Annotated in this window: 18 protein-coding genes and 7 pseudogenes; 4 read left to right on the plus strand and 21 right to left on the minus strand. The window is 59.0% G+C overall.

Features of this window, described 5'->3' with window-relative positions; translation table 11 throughout:
- The first annotated feature begins 12 nt into the window (after positions 1-12).
- Both ACVWWD_RS30125 and ACVWWD_RS30130 read left to right on the plus strand, forming a co-directional pair.
- A complete protein-coding gene (locus tag ACVWWD_RS30125; protein ID WP_352733436.1) occupies positions 13-1,317 on the plus strand; it encodes a cytochrome P450 in 1,305 nt (434 codons plus the stop codon).
- Positions 1,314-2,306, plus strand: a complete 993-nt coding sequence (locus ACVWWD_RS30130) for a glycosyltransferase family 2 protein (RefSeq protein ID WP_023784932.1) — start codon at positions 1,314-1,316, stop codon at positions 2,304-2,306. The genes ACVWWD_RS30125 and ACVWWD_RS30130 overlap by 4 nt, the downstream gene beginning before the upstream one ends.
- Positions 2,307-2,938: 632 nt before the next feature.
- Here ACVWWD_RS30130 and ACVWWD_RS30135 read toward each other — a convergent pair.
- The 9 genes and pseudogenes from ACVWWD_RS30135 to ACVWWD_RS30175 form a co-directional block, all read right to left on the minus strand.
- Positions 2,939-3,556, minus strand: a complete 618-nt coding sequence (locus tag ACVWWD_RS30135) for a DUF2062 domain-containing protein (RefSeq protein ID WP_352733448.1) — start codon at positions 3,554-3,556, stop codon at positions 2,939-2,941.
- A 493-nt stretch (positions 3,557-4,049) separates the two neighbouring features.
- Positions 4,050-5,526, minus strand: a pseudogene (gene tnpC, locus ACVWWD_RS30140) (IS66 family transposase).
- A 107-nt stretch (positions 5,527-5,633) separates the two neighbouring features.
- Complete coding sequence (gene tnpB / locus ACVWWD_RS30145; protein WP_224690299.1) at positions 5,634-5,960, minus strand: IS66 family insertion sequence element accessory protein TnpB; 327 nt, start codon at positions 5,958-5,960, stop codon at positions 5,634-5,636.
- A 26-nt stretch (positions 5,961-5,986) separates the two neighbouring features.
- Positions 5,987-6,316, minus strand: a complete 330-nt coding sequence (gene tnpA / locus ACVWWD_RS30150) for an IS66-like element accessory protein TnpA (protein ID WP_457103687.1) — start codon at positions 6,314-6,316, stop codon at positions 5,987-5,989.
- 294 nt (positions 6,317-6,610) lie between these two features.
- Positions 6,611-7,000, minus strand: a pseudogene (locus tag ACVWWD_RS30155) (BA14K family protein); the annotation flags it as partial.
- Positions 7,001-7,121: 121 nt separating this feature from the next.
- Positions 7,122-7,373 (minus strand): GlsB/YeaQ/YmgE family stress response membrane protein, encoded by a 252-nt coding sequence (locus ACVWWD_RS30160; protein WP_023784928.1) that lies wholly within the window; start codon positions 7,371-7,373, stop codon positions 7,122-7,124.
- A pseudogene (locus ACVWWD_RS30165) lies at positions 7,334-8,001 on the minus strand (DUF4112 domain-containing protein). The gene ACVWWD_RS30160 and the pseudogene ACVWWD_RS30165 overlap by 40 nt, the downstream one beginning before the upstream one ends.
- Positions 7,892-8,140, minus strand: a complete 249-nt coding sequence (locus ACVWWD_RS30170; protein WP_457103715.1) for a YidB family protein — start codon at positions 8,138-8,140, stop codon at positions 7,892-7,894. The pseudogene ACVWWD_RS30165 and the gene ACVWWD_RS30170 overlap by 110 nt, the downstream one beginning before the upstream one ends.
- Positions 8,141-8,460: 320 nt before the next feature.
- Positions 8,461-8,778, minus strand: coding sequence for a YMGG-like glycine zipper-containing protein (locus ACVWWD_RS30175; protein ID WP_023775211.1), 318 nt, complete (start codon positions 8,776-8,778; stop codon positions 8,461-8,463).
- Between the two features lie 527 nt (positions 8,779-9,305).
- Here ACVWWD_RS30175 and ACVWWD_RS30180 point away from each other — a divergent pair.
- Both ACVWWD_RS30180 and ACVWWD_RS30185 read left to right on the plus strand, forming a co-directional pair.
- Positions 9,306-9,557, plus strand: a pseudogene (locus ACVWWD_RS30180) (helix-turn-helix domain-containing protein); the annotation flags it as partial.
- A gap of 84 nt (positions 9,558-9,641) precedes the next feature.
- Positions 9,642-10,098: pseudogene (locus ACVWWD_RS30185) on the plus strand (IS630 family transposase); the annotation flags it as partial.
- Between the two features lie 246 nt (positions 10,099-10,344).
- Here ACVWWD_RS30185 and ACVWWD_RS30190 read toward each other — a convergent pair.
- From ACVWWD_RS30190 to ACVWWD_RS30245, 12 genes and pseudogenes are all read right to left on the minus strand, one after another.
- Entirely contained in the window at positions 10,345-11,355 is a 1,011-nt protein-coding gene (locus ACVWWD_RS30190) for an IS110 family RNA-guided transposase (RefSeq protein WP_023832783.1), read from the minus strand.
- Between the two features lie 378 nt (positions 11,356-11,733).
- Positions 11,734-12,744 carry an IS110 family RNA-guided transposase gene (locus tag ACVWWD_RS30195; RefSeq protein ID WP_023832783.1) on the minus strand — a complete coding sequence of 337 codons (1,011 nt, stop codon included), beginning with the start codon at positions 12,742-12,744 and terminating at the stop codon, positions 11,734-11,736.
- A gap of 378 nt (positions 12,745-13,122) precedes the next feature.
- Positions 13,123-14,133 (minus strand): IS110 family RNA-guided transposase, encoded by a 1,011-nt coding sequence (locus ACVWWD_RS30200; protein ID WP_023832783.1) that lies wholly within the window; start codon positions 14,131-14,133, stop codon positions 13,123-13,125.
- A 378-nt stretch (positions 14,134-14,511) separates the two neighbouring features.
- Positions 14,512-15,522: an IS110 family RNA-guided transposase gene (locus ACVWWD_RS30205; protein WP_023832783.1), complete on the minus strand. Its 1,011-nt coding sequence runs from the start codon at positions 15,520-15,522 to the stop codon at positions 14,512-14,514.
- 248 nt (positions 15,523-15,770) lie between these two features.
- Positions 15,771-15,953 (minus strand): annotated as a pseudogene (locus ACVWWD_RS30210) (IS110 family transposase); the annotation flags it as partial.
- 174 nt (positions 15,954-16,127) lie between these two features.
- A complete protein-coding gene (locus tag ACVWWD_RS30215) occupies positions 16,128-17,126 on the minus strand; it encodes a response regulator (protein ID WP_023784925.1) in 999 nt (332 codons plus the stop codon).
- Positions 17,123-18,160, minus strand: a complete 1,038-nt coding sequence (gene cheB, locus ACVWWD_RS30220) for a chemotaxis response regulator protein-glutamate methylesterase (protein ID WP_352733095.1) — start codon at positions 18,158-18,160, stop codon at positions 17,123-17,125. The genes ACVWWD_RS30215 and cheB overlap by 4 nt, the downstream gene beginning before the upstream one ends.
- Before the next feature lie 22 nt (positions 18,161-18,182).
- Positions 18,183-20,459 (minus strand): hybrid sensor histidine kinase/response regulator, encoded by a 2,277-nt coding sequence (locus ACVWWD_RS30225; protein WP_352733098.1) that lies wholly within the window; start codon positions 20,457-20,459, stop codon positions 18,183-18,185.
- Complete coding sequence (locus ACVWWD_RS30230; protein WP_352577129.1) at positions 20,456-21,160, minus strand: chemotaxis protein CheW; 705 nt, start codon at positions 21,158-21,160, stop codon at positions 20,456-20,458. Before ACVWWD_RS30230 ends, ACVWWD_RS30225 begins: the two co-directional genes overlap by 4 nt.
- Positions 21,160-22,393: pseudogene (locus ACVWWD_RS30235) on the minus strand (CheR family methyltransferase). The gene ACVWWD_RS30230 and the pseudogene ACVWWD_RS30235 overlap by 1 nt, the downstream one beginning before the upstream one ends.
- Positions 22,394-22,403: 10 nt before the next feature.
- Positions 22,404-22,853 carry a chemotaxis protein CheW gene (locus ACVWWD_RS30240; protein WP_352733109.1) on the minus strand — a complete coding sequence of 150 codons (450 nt, stop codon included), beginning with the start codon at positions 22,851-22,853 and terminating at the stop codon, positions 22,404-22,406.
- 24 nt (positions 22,854-22,877) lie between these two features.
- Entirely contained in the window at positions 22,878-24,515 is a 1,638-nt protein-coding gene (locus ACVWWD_RS30245) for a methyl-accepting chemotaxis protein (protein ID WP_352733112.1), read from the minus strand.
- Positions 24,516-24,980: the final 465 nt, after the last annotated feature.

A 24,980-nucleotide genomic window follows, 5' to 3' on the forward strand; every position in this document is an offset into this window, starting at 1 on the left:
GGAAAGAGCTTAATGGGCGCTGCGAAAAGACATCTAGACCGCTTCAAGATTGCCAGCAAGATAGGCCAGGCCCGGCTGCAGGGTATGTTCACCTCCAGCCGACTGGCTCCTGGGAGCATAATTTCAGAGAGTACCGGGTCGCCCCGTGACCAATTTCATCTCCTGGAGTTGCACCGCAAATATGGCGACATCTTCACGACCTGGTCGGGTGGAAAGCTGACGACCTGCATCGTCGGGCATGAACTTGGCTTGAGGTTTCTGACGGAAAAAAAGGCCAAGTTGCGCGCCGCAACTATCGATATGACGCCGATCTTTCCCGAGGGCTTTTTACGAGCAATGGAGGGAACTACCCATGTCGATTATCGGCGCATGTTTTTGGCTGCTTTTCGAGCCATCTCTCTTGAGGGTCGCAGCGCGGAATTCAGGGCTATCCTTCACAGTCGTCTGACCGAACTGACCACCGGCGAAGGCCGGTTGCGTTCCCAGACGGCAGCCCAAATTCTTAAACAGGCGTCGACAGCGTTGATGCTGCAACTCATCTTGGGTGCCAAAGACGGGTCGAAGATCGCTGGTGAACTCACAGACGCATACAATGCTTATGCTCCAAATGGCATGCACATTGTCATCACGCCCACCGAGCGCGCCAAGTACGAGCGTATCAAAGGTTTAGTGCTGAATTTGGCTGACGATCTGAAGGGTTCGGAAAGACCGCCTTCGAGCTTGCTCGAGTACATTGTACGATTCCAAACGCTCGATGACACCGTTGTCGGCAACTTAATACACATGACTGAATTTGCTCGCTACGATTTCCACGGTTTGTGGCGTTGGATACTCCTCGAAACGGCAGGCGAGGAGAACTACCTGAATGCGATAGCAGACGAACCCGACGCCGGGCGACGCGAGGTGATGGCGAAATCAGCCGTATCTGAGACTCTCCGGATGCAGCAAAGCGAGTTTATCCTTCGAACTGCCATCATGCCGATCGTTTTCGAAGGCTTTCTTATTCCGAGGCGTAGTCGAGTCAGAATCTGCATATGGGAAGCGCATCGAGACGCGAACAGGTTTCTCGATCCGGATGTCTTCAAGCCTGACCGGTTTGTCGACAAGAAATTCTCAAGCGCTTCCTATGCGCCGCTTGGACTTGATCATCACCGATGTCTGGGTGCTGGTTGGACACTTCAGTTGAGCGGCTTGCTTGTCGAGGAGCTCGCAGAAAACTTCTCCGTCAAACTCCTGAATTATGGGACCGTCAGCCGGGGTCACTTCCACTATGAGCCAGGTCCCGACTCTCAGATATCTTTGACGGCAAGACGATGATCGGCGAACTGCGTGATGGGGCCGTGACGCGCGTCTATATCGGCATTGCCTCGCGAGATCGGCCGAAAATGGTTTCGGAACTCCTTGACTCGGTTGCTCGCCTCGACACCGACGCGAACCTTGAGCTGGCAATAATTCTTGTTGAGAATGGCAATGGCGAAGTCTTGCGGCAGGCAGTTGAACGTTTTGCGACAAACTGTACCGGCATCAAGATTCACCATCTCGTCGAGCCGCGTCTGGGTATTGTTTTCGCGCGTAACGCGGCTCTCGAGTTTGCCACCAATTCGGATTTCGATGGACTGGCGTTCGTTGATGACGATGAGGTCGTCACGCCCAGCTGGATTCTCGAACTCGTGGCGGAACAGCAACGCGGCCAGTATGACATTGTCGGAGGGCCGGTCAGGGCATTTGTCGACCCGCATCCATTGACCTTCTGGAATCGGATCGTCTGGAAGGGTCTTTCATCCCGCGTCCAGCAGGTGGAGCAAACATGCGGCGAAAGGAAAGCCAACGGCCAAGAGTCACAAATTGTCCTCTCAACGAACAACTGGCTTGTGAGCCTGCCTTTCGTTCGAAAGGAGAAGCTGAGGTTCGATGAGCGCTATAATTTAACTGGAGGAGAAGATACGCGGTTTTTACGTGATGCATGGCGACTTGGCGCCAAAACGGGGTGGGCACACAAGGCTGTCGTTCGCGAGCAGATCGTTCGCGAACGGTTGTCGCCATGGTATCAGATAAGACGAGCGCGCGACCACGCCCTTGTTTCCTTGAATGACAAATCCGATCGTAGGCCGGCGACGAAATGGCTCCGTGCGCCTGTGTCTGCAATTTTCAAACTGCTGTCGGGCTTGGTGCTATTGTTGCTCGCGCCCTTTACGGGAGGGGCGACATTCTTCAATGCTCTAAGAGCTTTAGGCGAGGCAACTGGCCGGGCCCAGGGCCTCTTAGGCATCAAAAGCAAGCATTACAGGTTGACAATGGGCAAATGACGGTTCGCCGCGCGGGCCTCATATAATGCTATCGCTTCGCCACGAGGCGCCCTTTTCTTCCACGAGCCCGAAGTGCGGTATGCCTCGCTTTCTTGTCGTCTACACCATGTAGCTCGAGGACCATGGCCCCCTGTGCGGCCGAAGTCACAGCGCATGACCACACTCTACGCGCCCGTTTGCGTCAGTTAGCGGAGCGGCCTCCAAGGGCGGCAATGAACAATGACCGCCTGCAGGGTCCTCGAAGGTCAGCTTTCATGAATCAGCAAAGCAATCTCAACGGCCGATATGAGGCGCATTGCTGCTCGACAGGATTGGGGCCGGACCGGCGGGTCCGCTATCGGGGCAAGCTCGGCAAACAGCTGCCATTCGGCAGATCGAACGTTGATGCGAGGTGCATGCATACATATGGCCCATGGGCCCTGAGGAGCGGTTCTCACATAGCGTTGTCTCACAGAGCTTCATGAGCGTCTCTCGGCCTGACATCGCGCCAAACAGACCAGGGTGGAAAGTTCATCCATAAAAGTGCGGCGAGGAACCCATGGCGTAGGCTCCAGATATCCGGGCCGCCAATTGGAGGGAAGCGCTTATAGCGGCGATATTGGAAGCATTTCTACAGCTGCCCTACCCGCGATTCACCCTCCAGCACGGCGATGTCGAGTGGGCAGAGGCGGTGATAACACGATGTCTTCCTGCTGCTGGAGTAGGCTCCCCTTTTCGGCTAGTCGCTTGCGCCTCTGTTCGCGGAAGGCTGTCATGCCATAGCGGGTGATGCCATAGAACAACAGGCCAAAAATCAGCCCGAGTGGCACCGCACCGCACAGCATGGGCTTTAAGACCGGTGCCCACAGTTGCGAAATTGAAAGGGTCTGCAACATCTCACTCAGATGGGCTGGCCGTTCGTGACTTTGCATGTGGCCGTGCAACATGATCTTGCCGGTCTCCCAAGTCGCTCCCACAACAAACGGGAGGGTCAGCGGATTGCCAAAGACAAATGTTCCTAGCCCTGCCGCCACCATGTTTCCTGAAATCAGCCAGCACACGATGGCGGCAATGGCGAAATGGGACCCTAGTGGAAAGAAAGACGCGAAAACCCCAGCCGCCACCCCCGCCGCGACGGCGTTTGGAGTGGCGTTCAGACGGAGGATACGCTTTGAAACATACTGAAACGATCGCGAGAAGGAGCGGCGCGGCCATATATAAACGCGCAATCTTCCGAAGAGACCATCAGGATTTCGGCGTCTAAAGAGCACTCTTTTTGCCCACTTCAAACGCGGTCGGTTGAACGGATGGACCTCGTCTCTGAAAAAACGCAGCCTGTGCTGCTTTGTTCCGAATTTGCGGATCAACCGGGTGTCCGAAAGCGCAAGTGCGGATAGTGGGGCAACAGTCGGAAAAAACCCAGGCTGAGAACGCGGCATAGTTTTGTACCGAGGTGAATGGGTAGAGCGTCTGGTTATCGGCATTCCGCCAACCCGCCGCTACGTCGGGCGCCCCGTTTTTCGGCTCCTGCGCAATGCGCTACGGGCCGCCGAGCTTCTGAAGCGGCAGCACTTTTCACCTCAACAGCGCCCAGGACCAATACGCACCAATTACCATTTGCACTGCGAACGCAGTGAACCTGAGACTGACTGCGACCTGGGTCGTGGAGACGAGGTGAATTATCGACTGAACTATTCGCGCGCCTAACAGTGTAGAGGCCAGCGAATCCGTGACATCTGTCTTTGAAATAATGTAACGCTGTTCTCAGGCCACGGCCTTGAGAGGCGCGGGGGCATAGGCCCAGGGCAGCAGGTCGTCGAGCTGGCTTTGCGGATGGCCTGCGACGATGCGGGTGATGACGTCGGCGAGGTAGGCGTACGGGTCGACGCCGTTGAGTTTCGCGGTTTCTACGAGCGAGGCGATGGTCGCCCAGTGCTCGCCACCGCCGTCGGAGCCGGCGAAGAGCGCATTCTTCCGATTGAGGGCGATTGGCCTGATCGAGCGTTCGACGACGTTGGAGTCGATCTCGACGCGGCCGTCGTCGAGGAAGCGACCAAGTCCGGCCCAGCGCGAGAGCGGGTAGCGGATTGCTTCGGCGAGGTTGCTCTTCTGGCTGACCAGGGTGAGCTTCTCGCGCAGCCATGGCTGGAGGGTATCGATGACGGGGCGGCTTCTCTCCTGGCGGGCGGTGCGCCGCTCTTCGGGCGAGCGTCCCCGTATCTCGCTCTCAATCCTGTAGAGCTCGGCGATGAGCTGGAGCGCCTCCGTGGCGATCGGCGCGGGTCCGGACTGGGCCAGTTCGTAGAACCGGCGACGGACATGCGCCCAGCAGAACGCGAGGCTCACGGCATTGCGCTCGGCCAACGCCCGGTATCCGGCGTAACCGTCGACTTGCACGATTCCGACGAAGCCCTGGAGGTGCCGGAGTGGCTGTTCGGCCTTGCGGTCGGGCGCATAGAGATAGGCGACGCCGGGCGGAGCGATCCCGCCCCAGGGGCGATCGTAGCGCGCATAGGCGAACAGCTGGCCCGTCTTGGTGCGGCCGCGCCCAGGATCGAGCACCGGCGCCGTGGTCTCGTCGGCGAAGAGCTTGCCGGACGCCTTCAGCCGTTCGAACAGCCGCTCGTGGATCGGCCGTAGCAGGAAGGCTGCCTTGCCGACCCAGTCGGCGAGCGTGGACCGATCCAGGTTCACGCCCTGGCGGGCATAGATCTGCGCCTGGCGATACAGGGGAAGATGGTCGGCATACTTCGACACCAGCACGTGGGCGACGGTCGCTTCGGTCGGGATGCCCCCCTCGACGAGGCGCTCCGCTGCGGGCGCCTGCACCACGACCTCCTCGCAGCTCCGGCAGGCATACTTCGGTCGGCGCGTGACGATGACGCGGAATTGGGCCGGCACGATGTCGAGGCGCTCGGAGCGATCCTCGCCCATGACGTGCAGCATTCCCTTGCAGCACGGGCAGATCTTATCGGGAATGTCGATGACCTGCTCGATACGCGGCAGGTGCGCGGGCAGTGCACCGCGGTTGGTGCGGCGCTTGCTGGCGCGAGCCTCGCGCTTGGCAGGATCGGCGGTGTCCTCTGCAGCGAAGCCCTCCGCCTCGACCTGCTCGGCCTTCCAGGCCCAGCAGCAGCTGGTCGACCGGCAGGCTCTCTGCCCTGCGGCCGAAGCGGTGGCGCTGCAGTTCCTTGATGATCTGGCGCAGCCGCTCGTTCTCGGCGCGCTCCGCCGCGAGCATCGCCTGAAGCGCGATCGGATCGTTGGTCTGAGGCTCGGCCGGGTTGCTCACAAGGCCGATTCAATCATGCTCCAATGCTTTGCCAGCGTCTCTGGCCGCCCATGGAATCAACTTGCCGCGACCGGCGCGCGCGTCTCGCGGGCGTCATGCACGCGCCGCCAATCCAACCCTTCCAGGAGCGCCTGCAATTGCGCCGCCGACAACCTCACCACGCCATCGGTGATGGCAGGCCAGCAGAACTTCCCGTCCTCCAGACGCTTCGCCAGCAGGCACACGCCGGTGCCGTCGAAGTACACCAGCTTGACCCGGTCGGCGCGCTTGGCCCTGAAGACGTAGACCGCGCCAGAGAAGGGATCGGCGCCCATCGTCTCGCGCACCAGCGCCGCCAGGCCCTCGGCCCCCTTGCGGAAGTCCACCGGCTTCGTCGCGACCATCACCTTGACCACACTCGTCGGCCCGATCACGACGGCGCCTTCAGCGCACGGATCACCGCCGCCACCGTCCTGGCGTCGGCGCCACGACCGACCCGCATGGCGACGCCGTCAATCTCCAGCTCGATCACGCCAGCTTCTCGCGCGGCCTTCCGCTTCCGTGTCGATCTCGCGCGCTTCCCCGCCGGCTCGGGCTCCTGTGCCGCGACCACTGCTGGAACAAACAACGGCTCCGGTGCCGGCGCATTCGCCAACGGCACCCGCGCGGACCGGCGCCAGGCGAACAGCTGCTGCGGGGACAATGCATGTCGCCGAGCCACCGCGCTCACGGTCTCGCCAGCATCGTAGCTTTCCGCCACGATCCGCGCCTTCTCCTCCGGCAACCATTCGCGCCGCCGTCCAGAACCGTGAATATCTCAAGCCGTCGAACCGGCTCCTCGTCCCTGGACTTAAGCGTAAGCTCTGAAATCGTCATGTGTCGAAGCCCTCAAAGGCTCCGAGCATCGTGGCTCACGACCACGCGCGAAAGGTGGCGCCGGGACAGCGCTCACGAAATAATGATAGCGACTCGGAGAGAACCTCCGAAAATTGGAAGCCCGTCTATGCAGTTTGCGCGCGGGCTAACCACTGAGCGACCAGCGCGGCCTGTCGCTCGCCGGCGTCCGGCGCGGTGTCGAGATAGGCCGCTGCTGTCCGCTATAGGACCTGTAGCTGTTTTCGTCGGGATTGTAGGAGCGGTAGCGGTCGGCGCACCAACTGACATGGGCGGGCGGCACGCCACCGCGCCTATCTTAGTCGGCTCAGCCGCCTGCACTCTGATGCAGCGTCGGGCGCCGCGGGCTGCGCGGCGGCCACGCTCTCAGGCCTGGGGCGGCCTTGTCGACGGGCTGAGCGTCCTTGGTCCAAAGCTACGAGACACGGCCGGCGGGCTTCGCCTGATGTACGGGCTTGGCTACAATCAGCCATGCAGTGAAAGCAAGCCCGCTGGCGAAGACCGCAAGGGTCAGCACGAAGCCGCCGACCAGTGCCAAAACCGCTTTCATCGCACCCTCTTTGAACCCAAGCTAATAGAATGCGGAGCGTCGGGACTGGTTCCAGCAAAAAGGCGCGTAATCCCGGGGATCACGCGCCTCAATCATGAGTAATGTGAACAACCGATTTGGTTTAGCGCCTGATCATTCGCGCGACGGCAATCAAAATACAGGCACCGATGAAGCCTGCAACTAGATACCCAAGCCAGCCGGCCATTGATACGCCTAACAGGCTGAGGAGGAAGTTGGCGACGATGGCGCCCACGATCCCCAGAATGATGTTCATGAGCACGCCCATATTGCTTTTCATGAACATCTCGGCAAGCCAACCGGCAATACCGCCGATCACGATAGCAGCAATCCAACCAACACCTGGATTTTCCATATTTTCCCCTTTACCTGAACCGAAATTGGTTCGGCGGCAGAACGTGCGATAAACCAATAAAGTTCCTCGGGCGAATGCTGAGCTGGTCGTCGGCGGCCACCTTCGGCTTTACGAAGGTGGCGGCGAAGCAGCGTAATGTTGCGATTGTTGGACTTGAAATACACGTCGAAGATCGAGCCCAGAACAGGAATGCTTCCTACAACCGTATCAAGCAATACGTCCCCAACATTCTGGCGACCAAGATCTTTCCAGCGCCGCAGCTTCGGGCTCGTAAAACGATGTAAGCCGAAACGATACCTGTCGCCACATCTCCGAGGACGGGCACCAAGCCCACGAGGGCATCCAGTCCAAAACGAATTGAGGTTCCCGGAATCCGCCAACGGGAATCAAGCAGCGCCGCCAACAAGTCCAATTCGGCAACTACGCTTGCTGCCTCGGCACCCTTAAAGCCCAGCCCACCTATCCGAACGGCCGAGCTTGCACGCCTCAGGAGGTCTTCCTGAGATATGGCCTTCATTCTAGACATCGTTTTGCCCGGTTGATTTGGCTTGCGGCCTATGTGGGGGCACGTCTTCGAGGAGGGTCGCCTCACCGGAGCCCTTCGTTGACTCAGGCGGCAGTGCGCCATTTGGCGTCATCTTGTTGACGGCCTCGGGCAGATCCCGGGTGATCCTGCTGATGAGTTCCTCACGCGAAAGGCCGGTCTGCATCGAGAGGGACGTCAGCGTGTCTTCGTCTATTGCCGCTTCGACGTCATTTGGGTCGATTGGCTGGTTCGGCCCAGCGCCTTACCCAAGAATCGACCTTTGATCCTGCCCCCGCGCCTCTGAATCGATCTAGGATATCACCAAGTGCTGTCCCCGAGACGCCTTTGGAAAGAGTAACCCATAATATTCTCCTCGGCCTTGATTGGCCGAAGAGAAAACGATCGGCGCGCCGGAAGTTCGTGGGCCGCAAGCAGACTTACCGCTTCCAGCGATTAGAGAATCTATGCAGACACTTCAGAGTGTCGTATCGGGCATACCGTACAGAAGAATGACGGCGTGAGAGCCGGCATTGCGGGCCGGCTCCCTCACTCGGAAGCTAATCAATAGTTGCCGTTGTAATACCGGTCGTCGCAGGGCGCGATGTAGATGCGGCCGTAGCGGTCCTGGTAGCGGCATTGCTGATCTTCGCGGCGCTGCGGGGTGGTGGCCGAGCCAACGACCGCGCCGAGCAAGGCGCCGCTGGCGGCGCCGATCACGGTGCTCTTGGTGTTGCCGCCGATCGCCTGGCCAAGCAGCGCGCCGCCAGCGCCGCCGACGAGCGCGCCGGTGGTGGCCCGTTGCTGGCCCTCGGTCTGCGTTTCGCAGCCGGCAAGGGCTGCGGTGATAAGCACTGCCAGGATGGCCTTCTTGATGATCATCACGAGAACTCCTCTGAAGCGCCGGGAACTGACACAGACTGAAAACAGGGGCGCTTTCGCCCAAGTGCTGGCGCATTGCGGCGGAACGGCGGCGTGACTTCTCACGAAGTCAATCAAGGTTTCTCGCCCGTTGAAGACCGTGGTGTCCAAATCGCAAAGATGGATGGGCGTTACCGGCCGATCTTCAATGGGACTGCAATTGTGGTGAAAGCGCCCCGATCGCCACCGGCAAGCACTTGCTGGATCGATGACGGCTCCGATATGGCCTCGCATCTTGAAAGAGCCCTTCAACGTGGAAAGCAAGCGCCTCGGCCGGGTCACGGCAGATGGCCTCAGCATCGGCCGCATCGTTCTTCTGCCGCTTCAACTAGTCTAGGCCTTCAAATACCGAGCAGGAAGCAGCCGCACATCATTGCCTCGGGCAATCAGTTCTCTAGAGCATAATCTGACCTGATGGAATCGCTAGGGATTCCCATCGGGGAGAATATCTGATTCATCATGTCGGCTGGGTATGGAGGCCAGCAGGCATGGTTAGAGCCATATCGGAGGATTTGCGTTCGCGAGTGATCGCAGCGGTTGAGAGTGGCCTGTCGCGGCGGGCTGCGGCGGATCGTTTCGGTGTTGCCGCGGCAAGCGCGGTCCGCTGGGTCCGCGAATGGCGAGAGAGCGGCGCGACGCGGGCAAAGCCCCAAGGCGGAGACAAGCGCTCCCATCGGATCGAAGCCTACCGGGATACGATCCTAGCGGTGATCGAAGGTCAGGACGACATCACACTGGTCGAGTTGGCTGAATTTCTCAGGGCGGAGCATGCGGTCGTGTTCGCGCCGAGCACGATCTGGCGCTTTCTCGACCGTCACTCGATGACCTTCAAAAAAAACAGCGCACGCCAGCGAGCAGGATCGGCCCGACGTGCTCGCGCGGCGACGCGCCTGGTTCAAGGCCCAGCCTGATCTCGATCCCGAACGGTTGGTCTCTATCGACGAGACCGGCGCATCGACGAAGATGGCTCGCCTGCGTGGACGGGCAAAGCGGGGCATGCGGTGCCGATCTCCGATCCCGCACGGGCACTGGAAAAAGACTACTTTTACAGGCGCATTGCGCCTGACGGGCATGACTGCGCCGATGGTCCTCGACGGACCGATGACGGGTGAATGGTTCGCCGCTTATGCCGAGCATGTATTGGCGCCTACGCTTCGAGTTGGTGACATCGTCATCCTCGACAACCTGCCCGCTCACAAAGTCGCCGCCGCCCGCCAAGCGATCGAAGCGGCCGGCGCGCGAATGCTCTTCCTACCGCCTTACAGCCCCGACTTTAACCCGTGTATGGATGGCTCCTGCGGGTCAAGGGTATCGGATCGGGTTTGGTGAACAGGTCGGTTGCGGCCATGTATACGGCGTCTGAATGTGCAACGGGATCGCTGCGCGCCCTGATGAATATCCGCTTGGAGAACAGGTCCCACTCAATCGAGCGCGCTCGAGGCGCTTCGGATTAATCGGGGTGTCCTGGTTCTTCGTCTCCGTTTGTTCGCCATCACCTCACTTTGCCCTGACCATTCCGAGAGCCTGTCAGGCTGACTGCGGCTCGTAACGCGATCCGTCCCTCAGGACGGCGAATATTGTTCGTGCCATGCGATGCGCCAAAGCGACGGCGACGATCTTCGTCTTCTTTCGCATCAGCATGCCCGATAGCCAGTCCGAGCTCGGCTCGCGCTTGAGTCTGCATCTGAGCATGATCTGCGCCATGGCGCCCAGATACAGCAAGCGTCGGATATAACGATTGCCCATCTTCGAGATCCGGCCCACCCTCTGCTTGCCTCCGGTGGAGTGCGGCTTGGGAGTGAGGCCGAGCCAGGCGGCATAGTCCCTTGCGCTGCCGAAATTGTCGACATCCGGCGTCGTCGCCGCGATGATCGTCGCCGACAGCATCCCCACACCTGGGATTGTGGCTAGACGCTGGCTTGTCTCGCTTTGCGCGTAGGTCTCTTCGAGCTCGTCGGTCAGCCGCTCGATCCGCTTGTCCGTCTCGGCCAACTGATCGAAGAGCAAACTCACAGGCATTCGAGCTACTTCCGGCAGTTGATCCAGTTGATCCTTCAGTCGATTGACGTTCTGCGCGCCCTTCGCCGCGATGACGCCGAACTCCGTCATGTGGGCCCGGATCGCGTTGCCGATCTGCGTGCGCTGGCGAACCAGAAAGTCTCGCGTGCGGTGAAGAACCAGAACCGACGAGCAGGCTTCGCTCTTGATGGCGACAAACCGCATGGAGGGGCGTGTCACGGCTTCACAGATGGCGGCCGCATCCGCAGCATCCGTCTTCCCGCGCTTCACGTAAGGCTTCACATAGGAGGGCGGCATCAGCCGGACGTCGTGCCCCATCTCCAGAAGCCTGCGCCCCCAATCGTGAGAACCTGCGCAAGCCTCCATGCCGATCAGGCATCGTGGACGCTTCTGGAAAAACACCAGCAACTGGCTGCGGCGAAGCTGACGGCGTACGAGAACCCGACCGTTCCCATCGACACCATGGATCTGGAAGACACTCTTTGCGAGGTCGATGCCAACTGTGGCAAGTTCTGACATGGATGGCTCCTTTGCTCGGGACGACAACATCCCAACTATGGCGCAATGCGACGCCGGGAGCAGGAGCCATCCACACCATCAATCGAGAATGCCTTCTCCAAAGCTGAAGTCGATCCTCGGAAAGCCGCCGCATGTATGGATGGCTCCTGCGGGTCAAGGGTATCGGATCGGGTTTGGTGAACAGGTCGGTTGCGGCCATGTATACGGCGTCTGAATGTGCAACGGGATCGCTGCGCGCCCTGATGAATATCCGCTTGGAGAACAGGTCCCACTCAATCGAGCGCGCTCGAGGCGCTTCGGATTAATCGGGGTGTCCTGGTTCTTCGTCTCCGTTTGTTCGCCATCACCTCACTTTGCCCTGACCATTCCGAGAGCCTGTCAGGCTGACTGCGGCTCGTAACGCGATCCGTCCCTCAGGACGGCGAATATTGTTCGTGCCATGCGATGCGCCAAAGCGACGGCGACGATCTTCGTCTTCTTTCGCATCAGCATGCCCGATAGCCAGTCCGAGCTCGGCTCGCGCTTGAGTCTGCATCTGAGCATGATCTGCGCCATGGCGCCCAGATACAGCAAGCGTCGGATATAACGATTGCCCATCTTCGAGATCCGGCCCACCCTCTGCTTGCCTCCGGTGGAGTGCGGCTTGGGAGTGAGGCCGAGCCAGGCGGCATAGTCCCTTGCGCTGCCGAAATTGTCGACATCCGGCGTCGTCGCCGCGATGATCGTCGCCGACAGCATCCCCACACCTGGGATTGTGGCTAGACGCTGGCTTGTCTCGCTTTGCGCGTAGGTCTCTTCGAGCTCGTCGGTCAGCCGCTCGATCCGCTTGTCCGTCTCGGCCAACTGATCGAAGAGCAAACTCACAGGCATTCGAGCTACTTCCGGCAGTTGATCCAGTTGATCCTTCAGTCGATTGACGTTCTGCGCGCCCTTCGCCGCGATGACGCCGAACTCCGTCATGTGGGCCCGGATCGCGTTGCCGATCTGCGTGCGCTGGCGAACCAGAAAGTCTCGCGTGCGGTGAAGAACCAGAACCGACGAGCAGGCTTCGCTCTTGATGGCGACAAACCGCATGGAGGGGCGTGTCACGGCTTCACAGATGGCGGCCGCATCCGCAGCATCCGTCTTCCCGCGCTTCACGTAAGGCTTCACATAGGAGGGCGGCATCAGCCGGACGTCGTGCCCCATCTCCAGAAGCCTGCGCCCCCAATCGTGAGAACCTGCGCAAGCCTCCATGCCGATCAGGCATCGTGGACGCTTCTGGAAAAACACCAGCAACTGGCTGCGGCGAAGCTGACGGCGTACGAGAACCCGACCGTTCCCATCGACACCATGGATCTGGAAGACACTCTTTGCGAGGTCGATGCCAACTGTGGCAAGTTCTGACATGGATGGCTCCTTTGCTCGGGACGACAACATCCCAACTATGGCGCAATGCGACGCCGGGAGCAGGAGCCATCCACACCATCAATCGAGAATGCCTTCTCCAAAGCTGAAGTCGATCCTCGGAAAGCCGCCGCATGTATGGATGGCTCCTGCGGGTCAAGGGTATCGGATCGGGTTTGGTGAACAGGTCGGTTGCGGCCATGTATACGGCGTCTGAATGTGCAACGGGATCGCTGCGCGCCCTGATGAATATCCGCTTGGAGAACAGGTCCCACTCAATCGAGCGCGCTCGAGGCGCTTCGGATTAATCGGGGTGTCCTGGTTCTTCGTCTCCGTTTGTTCGCCATCACCTCACTTTGCCCTGACCATTCCGAGAGCCTGTCAGGCTGACTGCGGCTCGTAACGCGATCCGTCCCTCAGGACGGCGAATATTGTTCGTGCCATGCGATGCGCCAAAGCGACGGCGACGATCTTCGTCTTCTTTCGCATCAGCATGCCCGATAGCCAGTCCGAGCTCGGCTCGCGCTTGAGTCTGCATCTGAGCATGATCTGCGCCATGGCGCCCAGATACAGCAAGCGTCGGATATAACGATTGCCCATCTTCGAGATCCGGCCCACCCTCTGCTTGCCTCCGGTGGAGTGCGGCTTGGGAGTGAGGCCGAGCCAGGCGGCATAGTCCCTTGCGCTGCCGAAATTGTCGACATCCGGCGTCGTCGCCGCGATGATCGTCGCCGACAGCATCCCCACACCTGGGATTGTGGCTAGACGCTGGCTTGTCTCGCTTTGCGCGTAGGTCTCTTCGAGCTCGTCGGTCAGCCGCTCGATCCGCTTGTCCGTCTCGGCCAACTGATCGAAGAGCAAACTCACAGGCATTCGAGCTACTTCCGGCAGTTGATCCAGTTGATCCTTCAGTCGATTGACGTTCTGCGCGCCCTTCGCCGCGATGACGCCGAACTCCGTCATGTGGGCCCGGATCGCGTTGCCGATCTGCGTGCGCTGGCGAACCAGAAAGTCTCGCGTGCGGTGAAGAACCAGAACCGACGAGCAGGCTTCGCTCTTGATGGCGACAAACCGCATGGAGGGGCGTGTCACGGCTTCACAGATGGCGGCCGCATCCGCAGCATCCGTCTTCCCGCGCTTCACGTAAGGCTTCACATAGGAGGGCGGCATCAGCCGGACGTCGTGCCCCATCTCCAGAAGCCTGCGCCCCCAATCGTGAGAACCTGCGCAAGCCTCCATGCCGATCAGGCATCGTGGACGCTTCTGGAAAAACACCAGCAACTGGCTGCGGCGAAGCTGACGGCGTACGAGAACCCGACCGTTCCCATCGACACCATGGATCTGGAAGACACTCTTTGCGAGGTCGATGCCAACTGTGGCAAGTTCTGACATGGATGGCTCCTTTGCTCGGGACGACAACATCCCAACTATGGCGCAATGCGACGCCGGGAGCAGGAGCCATCCACACCATCAATCGAGAATGCCTTCTCCAAAGCTGAAGTCGATCCTCGGAAAGCCGCCGCATGTATGGATGGCTCCTGCGGGTCAAGGGTATCGGATCGGGTTTGGTGAACAGGTCGGTTGCGGCCATGTATACGGCGTCTGAATGTGCAACGGGATCGCTGCGCGCCCTGATGAATATCCGCTTGGAGAACAGGTCCCACTCAATCGAGCGCGCTCGAGGCGCTTCGGATTAATCGGGGTGTCCTGGTTCTTCGTCTCCGTTTGTTCGCCATCACCTCACTTTGCCCTGACCATTCCGAGAGCCTGTCAGGCTGACTGCGGCTCGTAACGCGATCCGTCCCTCAGGACGGCGAATATTGTTCGTGCCATGCGATGCGCCAAAGCGACGGCGACGATCTTCGTCTTCTTTCGCATCAGCATGCCCGATAGCCAGTCCGAGCTCGGCTCGCGCTTGAGTCTGCATCTGAGCATGATCTGCGCCATGGCGCCCAGATACAGCAAGCGTCGGATATAACGATTGCCCATCTTCGAGATCCGGCCCACCCTCTGCTTGCCTCCGGTGGAGTGCGGCTTGGGAGTGAGGCCGAGCCAGGCGGCATAGTCCCTTGCGCTGCCGAAATTGTCGACATCCGGCGTCGTCGCCGCGATGATCGTCGCCGACAGCATCCCCACACCTGGGATTGTGGCTAGACGCTGGCTTGTCTCGCTTTGCGCGTAGGTCTCTTCGAGCTCGTCGGTCAGCCGCTCGATCCGCTTGTCCGTCTCGGCCAACTGATCGAAGAGCAAACTCACAGGCATTCGAGCTACTTCCGGCAGTTGATCCAGTTGATCCTTCAGTCGATTGACGTTCTGCGCGCCCTTCGCCGCGATGACGCCGAACTCCGTCATGTGGGCCCGGATCGCGTTGCCGATCTGCGTGCGCTGGCGAACCAGAAAGTCTCGCGTGCGGTGAAGAACCAGAACCGACGAGCAGGCTTCGCTCTTGATGGCGACAAACCGCATGGAGGGGCGTGTCACGGCTTCACAGATGGCGGCCGCATCCGCAGCATCCGTCTTCCCGCGCTTCACGTAAGGCTTCACATAGGAGGGCGGCATCAGCCGGACGTCGTGCCCCATCTCCAGAAGCCTGCGCCCCCAATCGTGAGAACCTGCGCAAGCCTCCATGCCGATCAGGCATCGTGGACGCTTCTGGAAAAACACCAGCAACTGGCTGCGGCGAAGCTGACGGCGTACGAGAACCCGACCGTTCCCATCGACACCATGGATCTGGAAGACACTCTTTGCGAGGTCGATGCCAACTGTGGCAAGTTCTGACATGGATGGCTCCTTTGCTCGGGACGACAACATCCCAACTATGGCGCAATGCGACGCCGGGAGCAGGAGCCATCCACACCATCAATCGAGAATGCCTTCTCCAAAGCTGAAGTCGATCCTCGGAAAGCCGCCGCACGCAACATCCCCGAGCTTTGGGACGCAATCCGCGACGCCTTGCCACGCTTCACCGCCGAGGAGTGCTCAAACTACTTCTGCGCCGCAGGATACGAGCCTGAGTGATCAGATTCTGCTCTAGCCCAACAATGCGAGGAACTGCATGCCTCGATCCCGACGAGGCATCGGGGCAGATTCTCGAACAACCCCAGGACCCGCCCACGGGTCAGCTTCCTCCGGATGACAACCTCGCCAGCCGCATCCACACCGTGCACTTGAAAGACCGACTTGGCGATATCCAGACCAATGGTCGTAGCAATGCCGATGGCAGATCTCCTCCAGCACCGGCAGCTTTGGGCTAAAAACGGCGACAAGTCTGCCGTTCCGCTTGAGACTCAAATTCAGTCGGTTGCGTCCCGATGGGATTTGACAACTAAACGTCCGCGGCGTCCATGAAACGTCAAGTCATGTGGCGGAAAATGTTGCGCGAAACGTCACACACCATCGACCACCACGCGATCTCGTCCCCCCGACTTTGCACGGAAAAGTGCCAGATCAGCGGCTTTTACGAGATCATGTGGGGTCTCATTCTCAGTGGGTACCGTTTTAGCGACGCCGACGCTGATGGTCACGTGCCCAGTGCCGTGGGATATTTTCAAATCTCGTACGCCCTGGACGAGCCGCTCTGCGATTGCGCTCGCTTGCGCCAGGGAGGCATCTACCAGGACGACGACGAACTCCTCCCCACCGTACCGCGCAGCCAGATCGGTCGAACGGCCGGCGCCACTTTGGATCGCGTGGGCAATTTGCTTCAGCACATCATCGCCAGCCATGTGGCCATAGGCATCATTGTAGCGCTTGAAATTGTCCGCATCGATCATCAGCAACGACAAGGGCGTCTGCGCGCGCAGGGCGCGTTTCCACTCAGCGCCGAGGTACTCGTCGAAGTAGCGCCTGTTGCCGAGACCGGTTAAGCCATCGATCCGCGTCAGACGCTCAAGTTCGAGATTTGCGCTGATCAGCTGTCTCTGGCTTTCCCGCAGTGCGCGATAGGCTGCGTCTCGCTGAACGTGATCAAGATAGGCCCGGGTGTGGTATCGAATACGTGCAATCAGCTCGATTGGGTCCGGGAGTTTGACAAGATAGTCATTCGCTCCTGCCTTGAACGCTTCACCCTTGGTGGTTGGATCTTCTTTGCTGGAAAGCACGATAACCGGCACAGCTTGTGTCGAAGAATTCTTCCTATATTCCCGTACCAGATTCAGCCCATCCATTCCCGGCATGACGAGATCCTGCAGGATAACCGTTGGCCTGACCTCGTCCGCAACCGCCATCGCTTTCAATGGATCGGTGCAAAAGTGGAAAGCGATGTCCAGCTCGTTGACGAGAGCGCGTCTGACGGCCTCGCAGACCATGATTTGATCATCGACTAGGAGAACCATCGACGAATAGTTCTCCGGGAGCGGCGGGACCAGTTCCGGTTCTTGCGTCATACCAAGGTGCCTTTCCACGTAGATCGCTCGCAGGCCTCGATAATACGTGAGCCGATCAAGCCTAGAGGAAGGATATCAATAGCCGCGTCGATCGCAGCGGCGGCTTTGGGCATGCCATAAACGGCGCTAGTTTCTTTGTCTTGCGCAATTGTGAGATGTCCCTTGTCGCGAAGTTGTCTCAGACCGCGGGCACCGTCCCTTCCCATTCCTGTGAGCAAGACACCTATCACCAAGCCTGGCCACCACTGTGCCGCGCTTTCGAAAAACACATCAACCGACGGTCGGTAGACATTGTCCCTTGGGCTGGACGTGTACCCGAGGTGCTGGGCTGATTTGAAAACCAGATGATCCGCGCTGCTGGCGATGAGAACAGTACCTGCTTGAGGCACATCTCTTTCCCGAGCTGCACGGATTGGAAGGGCGGTATGCTGCCCTAGCCAATTGGCCAAGCCTGGAACGAACTGAGCATCGAGGTGCTGGACGAGCACAATCGCGCCCACAAAGTCACTGGGAAATGCGCTCAGGACGGTGGCAACAGCAGCCGGCCCGCCCGCGGAGGCACCGATTGCGATTAGGTGTCCAGACGATGAATGAGCCGCATTTGATATCCTCCCGTTCGACGCCGATGGTGCGTCTCGGACCAGCTTGCCCATTGTCGCTATCTTACTGGCTAGAAGCCGTGCGGACTGCGATGATGCTTTGCCGTCGATGCCGATCGACGGGATATCGACCGCGTCAAGCGCACCGTGGCCCATCGCTTCATAGACGCCGGGCACGTTCGCTTCGATGCTGGCTGTCACCAGCAGGATCATGCAGGGTGTCTCCGCCATAATCCTGCGTGTTGCTTCCACGCCGTCCATCTCCGGCATCGTCAGGTCCATAAGCACGAGATCCGGGAGGTCGCGTCTGCAGGCTTCGACTGCCTCACGCCCGTTGGTCGCGATCCAGGCGACCTGATGTTCCATGTTCGAAATGACGAGCCGCCGGAGAAGCTCAACGGCCATCGGCAGGTCGTTGACGATGCCGATCCTCATTTGCTGGCCCGCATGTCTGGTCTCATGTCGTCGCCTCGCCGATCAGGTCGACAACAGCATGGATAAGCGCCTCGTCGTGAAAGCTTCCTTTGGTCAAGTAGTAATCCGCGCCCGCATCAAGACCGCGCGTGCGATCTTCCTCCCGATCCTTGTAAGAAACGATCATGATCGGCGTGTTCTTGAGCTGGGCATCATTTCTGATCAAGCTCACCAGTTCGATGCCGTCCATGCGAGGCATGTCGATGTCAGTCACCACAAGATCGAAGGGACCAGATCGGACGACGTTCCACCCGTCCATCCCGTCAACCGCGACTTCGACATCGTAGCCGTAATTGCCCAGCAGCTTGCGCTCAAGTTCGCGGACCGTCAGTGAATCGTCGATCACAAGCACGCGCTTGCGCCTCCGAGCGTCGGCGTCGGCCGCAGTTCGCCGAAGACTTCGTAGCCCGCCCGATGAGGCAAGCTTCTCCACAGATCGAATTAAATCATCGACGTCGAGGATCAATACCGGCGAACCATCCTCCATGAGCGCCGCCGCGCTGATATCTTTGATCTTGGCAAAACGAGGATCGAGAGGACGGATCACCAACTCACGTTCTCCGAGGAAACGATCAACAATCAGGCCATATGCTTCGCCCTGAGTTCCACCGAGCACGACGACAGACATATCATCCTGTTCCAGGAGAGTCTCACTACGGTTCAGCACCTCGCGTGCTGTAACCAGTCCGATTTGTCGGTCGTTGAAGCGAAAATGCGCCCGCCCCTGCAGGAGTTCGATGTCCGCGCGTTTCAACTTTACTGTCTTGGAAATCGCGGCGAGTGGGAATGCATAGGGCTCTGCGTCGATGTCGACGAGCAGTGTGCGGAGCACTGACAACGTGAGCGGCAGCTGCAATTGAAACCGCGTTCCGATGCCGATTTCTGAGGAGACTGTTGCGATGCCCCGGACCTCCTTCGTCATCGCCTGAACTGCATCAAGCCCCACGCCACGGCCAGAAATCTCCGTAACATCCGCTTTCATTGAAAAACCCGGAAGGAACAGAAACGCCAGTAGTTCCGCCTCGCTGAGCGTTGCAACGGTTGGCGCCGTTGCAAGGTGTCGGGTCACGATGGTCTCACGCAGTTTTTGGAGGTCGATCCCCCTCCCATCGTCCACAACGGAGATCTGCAGCAGGCCAGCATTGTGTCTCGCTTCCAGCCTTATGAGACCTTCTTCGGTTTTGCCGATCGCGAGACGCTCTTCAGGCGATTCCAATCCGTGGTCGACAGCGTTGCGGAGAAGATGCCCCAGAGGTGCATCAAGCTGGTCAAGAATATCACGGTCGATGCCGGTTGAACCGCCAACGATCTCCAGTCGCACTTTCTTGCCAAGCGTACGGCCGAGGTCACGAGCCATTCTCGCATAACGCCGCACGCCGTCTTCAAACGGACGCATCCGGCTCGCCAATGTTTCGTCATAGAGTCGATTAGCGAGGTCAGTGGCCTTTCGGTCTATCGAATCCAACTCATCCAGGCGCGCTCCTAGGAACACTTCGCTCAGCCGAAGTTTGTGCTGCGCCTCAGTAAGCGCTTGGGCCAATCCCTCGTCCATCGACGGCAGCTTCATGCGAACATCATCGAAGGCGGTTGCGAGGTCCGACTGCAGTCTTTTCAATCGGAGCAACCCGTTGGTGAATGGCCTGAGACGCCGAGCCTCCATCAGGGACTCGCCGGCCAGACCGAGCAATCGGTTCAAACTGTCCGCCGTAACCCGAACCATTCGCTCAGAGCCCACGCCACTGCCATCAGTCTGCGGTTCCGGCCGAACGAGAAGGCTTGCTGAAGATGACCTTGCCAGGTCTTCCTGGACGTCACTTGGCAGTGTGAAATCATCTGCAAGATTGCGTTCCAGGGGTACGCCGTCAGACAAGGGTACTTTCTTGAACGTCGCCAGGAAGCGGGCAACTTCAGAGTTTGTGCCTCCATCGTTCGAAGTCGGGTTCGACGCTATCAACTTAAGAATGTCGATGCCTTGTAGAAGCGTGTCGACGTGCTCCCGGCGCAGCCTGAGATGCCCACGTTGCGCGGCAACCAGACACTCTTCCATTGCATGCGCAACCTTGACCGCTGGCATCAGATCGATGATACGGGCAGCTCCTTTAAGGGAATGCGCTGCTCGCATGCAGCCTTCCAATGCGTCGGCAGATATCGGATCGCGTTCGAGCGCCAGTAGGCCAGAAATCAAAGCTTGAGACTGCGTTTCCAGTTCAGCCCGGAACAGGCTCAACATAGAAACCTGACTGAAATCCTCATCGGTCATGCGATGCTCCGATCCACCATCGCGAGCAGTTGACCTCCGTCGAGACACCCAACCGTTCGCCCCTGCCATGGAAGCACAGCAACGATGGCGGACAAGACCGCTTTGCCAACTGATCTTGGCGGAGTGAGCGTTTGATTTTCGCTGTAGCGATGTATGCCGTGGATTTCGTCGACCATGAAAGCGACTCGCTTGTCGCGCTCACCCACCACGACCAGGCGACGGAAACTCTTGGCTTGTCTACCTTGTTCGCCGTTCTGGCTCTCATCGATGTCAAGCAGTTCAGCCAGGGACAGGCAAATAAGCAACTCGCCGCGGACATTGGTGATGCCAAGCACTGCGCTGTTCCTGCGGTGTGGAAGCGAATGGATCGAACGGGATTCGGCCACTTCGTGAAAAATACTAGCTGGGAGTGCCAGCCATTCCTCTCCCAGACGGAACAGGACCGCTGTCCGAAACGCGACGGCTTCGGCTGTCGAACTGATCTCGCGGCCGGTATTTCTAGCCCGTTCGTCGCGATAGTCCGACGACTCGGCGCGATCCAACAGCCCCCGGGCTATCGTTTTGTAAGTGGGGCAATTGCGGCAATGGAGATGCTTCTCCAGTTCGGGACAAGACTTGTCACCTCTGACGCCTATCCGCCGCCAGCAGTCGTTAATTTCAATGTCTTCCACCGGGCGTGCGAACGTTGTCGGAGCTGACATCAGGTGCCGCTCCTCGTTTGGATCCGACCCAGCCGACCGGTCAGCGCCTCGGCACCATGGTGGTCACCTTGCTTACGGAGCAGCAGAGCAAGATGGGCAAGAGCCTCCCGATGGTTCGGTGCGAGGTAGAGCGCCTTCCGATAGTTCTGGACCGCTTCGGGAGCAGCCCCCTCTGCGTCCTGAGCGAGGCCCAGCAGGTAGAAAATTTCCGCTGAAGGACCGAATTGCTTGAGATGCGACAGAGCGACTTCCTGTGCCTCCTTGACCCGTCCCGCATTCGCGATCCGCTCAATCGTTGCGAGGCTCTCCGTGATCTGATCAAGCATCTGGGCCGTGGTTTGCAAGTGCCCTTGTCTGCCCACCGGGGGAACAATCTTGCTCTTCAAAGGCTTGGGCACCGAGGGGGGCAGTGTTGAATTGGAGACAGGAACGGTCTGGGCCACGACCTGAACCGACTTCAGGAAGGCAAACGCCATCGGCCATTCAGCGGACGTGAAGCCATGCAGCCTCGGAAGAGCCGATTCCGCAGGACCGACAAGCAGAAGTCCATCGCTGGCGAGGAGGGCTTTAAGGGAAACCAGCGCGCGATCCTGCAGCTCTCGATCAAAATAGATCAGCAAATTACGACAGAGGAGAACATCATAAACCTCGGCCCCAATGGACGCCCGAGAATCGAACAGGTTTCCGGCTCTGAACCGAACCTGTTTCAACACCGCAGGATTAACCTGGTGCCCGCCTTCCGCCGGTTCGAAATAGCGATCTTTGAATTCGAGGTAACTGCCGCAGAAACGAATTTCGTCCGTAGACGGCGCGCTCGGCGATCGCAAGATTGCGGGTGCTGATGTCCACCGCATCGATTTTGAACTCTTGCGCTCCAAATCCTGCATCGAACATCGCCATGGCGACCGAATAAGGCTCTTCGCCCGTTGAACATGGCAGGCTCAAGATTTTTATGGGCTGGTTGGCGCGCTTGTGCATGCGTGCATGCTGCGCCAAGGCCGTGAACGCTTCCCGATCGCGAAAGAACCAGGTCTCCGGGACCACGACGGCATTAATCAGTTCCTGCAGTTCTTGTGGGGAACCCGTCAAGAGCCGCCAATAGGTCTCAGGGTTGGTTGTCCCGCATGCAGTCATCCGCTCTCGGACCGATTGACGGACGACTGTCGGGCCAACGCTGGCGGTGTCCAGTCCGATGGTTTTCTTCAGAAGCCTTTCTACTGGATCGGACATCATTCACTCATCGCTACCTGGCCAGTAGTGCGGCACGAATTTCTTCTGAAAGCAGTGCCTCGACCTTGACCCACTGTGTAAGTCCTTCTTCGTCCGAGGCCACCGGACCGAGATAAGGCGGAGTTCCTGGCTCGAGTCCAAACGGTGCGAATTCGGAAGGATCTCGCTCGAGCGTATCCGTGACTCGCTCTGCCAGCATAGCTAGCAGGCGCTGCTCGCCATCCAGCGAGGAATAGCGCGTTACAACCATTCGCGTGCTCAGCACCGGAACCGACGGGCGGCCAAGCGCAAGAAGAGTGATATCGATCAGCGGGATCGGCGCGCCGCGATAATCGATAAGGCCGATCACCCCGGTTGGCGCACCTGGGAGTCCTTTAGCAGCGACGTACGGCAAAACTTCTTCAACCTGATGAACATCAAGTAGGTAGAGGTCATGTCCCATGTTGAAGGCGAGAAATAGCATTATCACCTCCGGGTAGCAGCCCAGCTATGCTCTCAACTTGAACCTGGAAATGCTGCTTCGCAGCCCGCCCGAAACTTGATTGAGGTCGTCGATCGCGAGCGTGGATTGTTGAAGCGACTCGACTGTTTGCTGAGCCGCATCGCTCAGCTGTGTCAGCGTATCGCTGATCTGCCCTGCACCGGTAGCCTGGGCTTGCATGCCCTCATTGGCAACTTCGAAGCGCGGCACCAGGCCTTGCACCTGTTCAATGATTTCGAAGAGTTGTCCGCCAACCTGCTGAACCTCCTGCATGCCGCGACGGACCTGCTCGGAAAACTTGTCCATCCCCATAACACCAGCCGCTACTGCCGACTGGATATCCTTGACCATCTGCTCAATGTCGTAAGTGGAAACGGCCGTCTGATCGGCGAGCCTTCGAATTTCGGTCGCCACCACTGCAAAACCACGACCATATTGGCCCGCCTTCTCGGCTTCGATCGAGGCATTAAGGGAAAGCAGGTTTGTCTGATCGGCCACCTTGGTGATGGTCGTCACCACCTGATTGATGCCGCCAGCCTTCTCGCTCAGGATCGCGAGCTTGGAATTGATGGCGCTGGCCGCGTCCATCACCTGCTGCATGGTCGCTTCCATGCGGGTCAGTCCCGCCTGTCCGCCGCCGGCGACCGCTGCCGTTTGCTCGGCGACCGCCGAGACCTCGTTCATCGTGCGGACGAGCTCGTTCGACGTGGCGGAGATCTCCTTTGCCGTCGCGCGGATTTCCGTAGTGGTCGCTGCGATTTCAGTTGCAGTCGCCTGCTGTTGCTTGGAGGTGGCGGCAATTCCGGTGATGGAAGTGTTGACCTGGATGCTGGATTTCTGAATCTGGCCAATAAGCGTGGTGAGATCGTCCGCCATTGCATTGAAGCCATCAGCAAGCATGCTGAACTCGTCCCGGCGCCCGACGTTGAGCCGGCCGCTGAAGTCGCCTTGCCGCATCAACTGAACGGCATCGACCAGGCGGGTGAGCGGCCCAGTAATGGCGCGGAACAGGAAATACCCGCAGAGAAAGGCCAACCCGAGGGCTACAAGCAAGCCAAATGCCAAACCCACTTCTGCCGTATTGACGATCTCACTGATCCGTTGCGTCGCGCTTTTTGCCTCGCCGCTGTGATCATCGACCATCGCTTGCAGGGCAGACTGCAATTTCAGAAAAATCGGCTCGACGGTGTTCTTGATGGCCGGGCGTTCATTGGGGGCTTCACCTTTTGACAAGGCAGCCCGGCTTGCATCCAGCACAGCAGTTTCTGCCTGACGAAATTGGTTGGCGAGGTCTTTGACGACGGCGTAGTTCTGCTTGTCGACATCCGAAATGATGGTTCGTTCATAGTCGTCCATCAACCGCTGTACGCGGTCGCGATTGCCCACGATGGTGCTTTCAACCGCGCTTTTGTCCGTCGGATTGTCCTGAAGGGCATATTCCTGAAGCAGGCTATGAGCCGTTATCTGACCCATCATGATCTCTGTGCTGTGATAGAGATCTGGGAGGATGCCCTTTTCGACCTCGGTCGCTTCCTGCTGCGTCTGAAGAAACCATACGTAAGTGATCACACCTATCACGCACATGACTACCAGGATGGCAGCGAAACTCACGAGTATGCGGTGACGTATCGTCAGGCTTTTCATGGATGGTTCCGCCACTGGGGCATTTTGCGCTGGCGCGACTAGCACCATTTGTTCCGACGATTCGAACAGGCGTGTCGAAACCAGCAGTCTGATCCTGAATGGTTTCTTTTCCGTTCAACCGGCGCCAAACGCTATGGGCCGGCCGCGTCGCAGAGCCTGTGCTCCATTGGAGCGCACAACGCGCTGTTACGCAAACATGCATATTGGCCAAAATCCCCCCGCTGGCCGGACAACTTTGTTGTAGGTGAATATGGCTGAAAGCAAGGCTGCCGGAGGGAGCGATTATTCCGCTTCAATCATGAGCTCCGGCGAAGCTGCTCAAGCTATTCGGGCTACCATCTTATCAAGCATAGTGGGCCCATTGTGGTTTAAGCAAACCGCAAACCATTCTGAATACCGAGCCGGGCAGATGTCCGCTTTCAGAGCACGATCCAACCCGACGGAACGGCAGGCATGACGCGCATT

It is taken from the genome of Mesorhizobium sp. URHB0026 (genome assembly GCF_054059755.1).